We start from the raw sequence: 2,903 nt of genomic DNA, 5'->3' as shown, positions 1-2,903 counted from the left end.
GGATTTAACAAGCTCCTAAATTCACTTATCATGCTTTCCTACTTTTGTCAAGTTCTAATACTGTACCTACGCCCTAGCGTTTGTACATCGGTTTCACTTTGCAGATAGTTCAGCCGAATCATCGGTGTATCTTTGGGATCGGACGATCGCAAGCTGACACTCCCAATGTTTTGAGCATGGGTCAAAGAGGCGACCCCAAAGAATCCCGGACCAGAGCGGTTAGAGCCAGGTGGTGCCCACAGAATGGGACCTGCGAAACACTGTAGATCTGGCGCAACATCCAAGTTATGCTCGCTATGCAAGAACAATCCAGCTTCACCAATCCCACTGCTGCTGCTGGCAGGGTGGACAGCCTCAGTTGCCTGGTAGGTAATGGGAACGAGAACGTGGTCTTGGAGATTTTGGCCGACCCCAGGCAGATCGGCGACAACAGGAATGCCCAAGGCTTGCAGGCGTGCTGCATCCCCAATGCCGGAAAGCATCAGCAGTTTGGGCGAATCGAACGCACCAGCACTGACAATCACTTCCTGGTTGACGCTGACCTGGTGCAGCGTGCCCTCGTGAAGATACTCCACCCCAACGGTACGGATGCCCTCAAATAACAACCGCGTCACCAACGCGCCTGTTGTGGTTGTCAAATTCGGACGCTGGAGAATGGGTAGGAGGAAGGCCGCCGCAGCACTGTGCCGCTTCCCATCTTTAATCGTAAATTGATAAAAGCCTGCCCCTTCTTGTTGACTGCCGTTGAAGTCAGGATTATAGTCATAGCCCATTAGCACCGCTGTCTCAACAAAGCGTTGAGACATTACCGCAGTGTCCATGAGCTCGGTGACGCTCAACTCCCCATCAACCCCGTGGTATTCAGAAGCACCGCGTTGCTGGTGCTCGGATTTCTTGAAATAGGGCAACATATCCTGGTAACTCCAACCCGGATTACCTAATTCTTGCCAGTGGTCATAATCATGAGGATTGCCTCGAATATAAAGCATGAAATTAATCGCACTGCTACCACCCAAAACTTTGCCACGGGGACAATAGATTTTGCGATTATTTAAGTACGGTTCTGGTTCGGAAAAATATCCCCAGTCCACCTCAGAACCTAATAGTTTTAGGCATTCCGCCGGGATTTGAATCTCCGGTTTAGTATCCGGGTTGCCAGCTTCGAGTAATAACACTGTTGTTTTACTGTCTTCTGTCAAACGGTTGGCAACTACGCAGCCTGCCGAACCAGCACCGATAATAATGTAGTCATAGTTCGTCATGGAATTCTCCTTGTTTGCTGTATGTCGTGGATTAATCAGACCTTAATGGCTAGCGAGAATACGTCAAGTTTCCATTTTGATTCTCTATTCCCCGAATCAAAATTGATGTTGACTTGGTTGAGCCATTAACTTGACGACATCTTGCTAATAAAGTCGCTCCGGTATTATCAATATTCTTACAAGAAGCTTGATAACTGCTAGCGGCTCTTGGATTGCGAGAATACGTCAAGTTTCCATTTTGATTCTCTATTCCCCGAATCAAAATTGATGTTGACTTGGCTGAGCCATTAACTTGACGACATCTTGCTGATAAAGTCGCTCCGGTAATCTTAATATTCTGACAAGAACTTTGATAACTGCTAGGAGATGTGGGCCTTGCCAAAGCAGGTTCCCTAGGAATTACAGTTAGAATTGCACCACAAGCAGCAAAAGCTATTAAACTTGACGATCGACTGAGTTTCGTAAGGTAAGACATGAGTATTCTCCTTAAATCACAAATCAAAATCCCCCACTGCCACCACTGGCAATAGGGGTCAACGAGCGTGATGGTTTTGGCTCGTTATCCTACAATTTTGAGTGAGGAAATGCTATCGTTATTGATACGACCAGGGCTGATTGCAAGATTAGGATACTCTCCCGGTGGAAGTTTCACATTACTCCCGGTGAAGTTAGTATCCCCCAAAACTTGCCATGTACCAGAGATTACTTTAGCTGATGTAATTTTGTCGTTCCAAAAAGTTCCGACATTAGCTAAGTCTTGGGTAAAGCTATTTGAAGTTCCTCGAAAATTGGAATCGCTAAACACAATTATTTCAGCCATTATTTTTATCCTAAATTAGTCGGTGTTATTGAAACAAGTCCGAAAAATATCAAACCTAAATGTTTGTCAACAAGGCACTTTTTTCGGGGAAATTTGTGCGGGCAGAAGGTTAGTTTTATTTGCTAACCTCCTGGATGCTTAATAGCTGCTATTAGAACCAGCTATGTTGACAAGCTTTTCAAACCTGTTAAGCAGGAACTTGAAGTGTTTGACCAACTTGTAAGTTTCCAGGGCTAACACCAGGATTAGCACCTGCAATTTTTTGCGCGTTCGCATCACTGCCATTACCATAATGGAACGCTGCAATACTGGAAAATGTATCTCCAGCGGCTACAGTATGTGTTTTGTTAGACATGATTTTTTCCTTTGTTGTTAAGGTCGTTGTCTTTTGTTTCTAAACTCTCTCAGACGATTCCAGCAGTCAAATTCAGATTTTCTCGATCTAATTAGAGGCTTTTGTTCACCTCGTAGAGTTTCGATTGAATCTCAGATTTGGTTTCTTTCCTCGTAAACCTAACTTAAACATAATCGTTGAACAAAATATCTATCATTGTGAATAGGTTATTAGAAATTTAAAGATTTATAGGCAACTTTAATATTGGGCAAAACCTCATAATTGCTATTACTAAAAACTGGTTTTCCCCCTGACAGCATAACTTTGACCGCCATATTGAGATAACAAAATTGCAGTCTTAGTGCGTCAGGCTGCTTACTTATGTTCAGTTTATCGTACTCGTCAATAGTGTTAGGATCGCGAATTAAATAACTTACAATTTTAATTGTTATTGTGGGATGGGCGTCCCGCCCGTCCTTTTTGGACG

5 protein-coding genes are annotated in these 2,903 nt (G+C 43.9%); all 5 read right to left on the bottom strand.

Going from position 1 to position 2,903, the window contains the following annotated elements:
• Positions 1–47: 47 nt before the first annotated feature.
• A complete protein-coding gene (locus QUA16_RS36205; protein WP_333109647.1) occupies positions 48–1,262 on the bottom strand; it encodes a GMC family oxidoreductase N-terminal domain-containing protein in 1,215 nt (404 codons plus the stop codon).
• A gap of 49 nt (positions 1,263–1,311) precedes the next feature.
• Complete coding sequence (locus QUA16_RS36200) at positions 1,312–1,737, bottom strand: CVNH domain-containing protein (protein WP_333109649.1); 426 nt, start codon at positions 1,735–1,737, stop codon at positions 1,312–1,314.
• 84 nt (positions 1,738–1,821) lie between these two features.
• A complete protein-coding gene (locus QUA16_RS36195; RefSeq protein ID WP_333109650.1) occupies positions 1,822–2,082 on the bottom strand; it encodes a beta/gamma crystallin-related protein in 261 nt (86 codons plus the stop codon).
• A gap of 187 nt (positions 2,083–2,269) precedes the next feature.
• The gene (locus QUA16_RS36190) at positions 2,270–2,437 is read right to left on the bottom strand and encodes a LysM domain-containing protein (protein ID WP_333109651.1); all 168 of its coding nucleotides are present in this window, start codon (positions 2,435–2,437) and stop codon (positions 2,270–2,272) included.
• Positions 2,438–2,646: 209 nt separating this feature from the next.
• A partial coding sequence (locus QUA16_RS36185; RefSeq protein ID WP_333109653.1) for a hypothetical protein occupies positions 2,647–2,903 on the bottom strand: 257 nt, incomplete at its 5' end.

This window comes from Microcoleus sp. S13_C3, from assembly GCF_036700905.1.
GTDB lineage: Bacteria > Cyanobacteriota > Cyanobacteriia > Cyanobacteriales > Microcoleaceae > Microcoleus.
This window is presented reverse-complemented; position numbering and strand designations above follow the sequence as displayed.

What these genes read in the sequence shown, in the direction of transcription:
- QUA16_RS36205 (WP_333109647.1), bottom strand. Translation starts at nt 1,262, where the DNA reads ATGACGAACTATGACTACATTATTATCGGTGCTGGTTCGGCAGGCTGC.
- QUA16_RS36200 (WP_333109649.1), bottom strand. Translation starts at nt 1,737, where the DNA reads ATGTCTTACCTTACGAAACTCAGTCGATCGTCAAGTTTAATAGCTTTT.
- QUA16_RS36195 (WP_333109650.1), bottom strand. Translation starts at nt 2,082, where the DNA reads ATGGCTGAAATAATTGTGTTTAGCGATTCCAATTTTCGAGGAACTTCA.
- QUA16_RS36190 (WP_333109651.1), bottom strand. Translation starts at nt 2,437, where the DNA reads ATGTCTAACAAAACACATACTGTAGCCGCTGGAGATACATTTTCCAGT.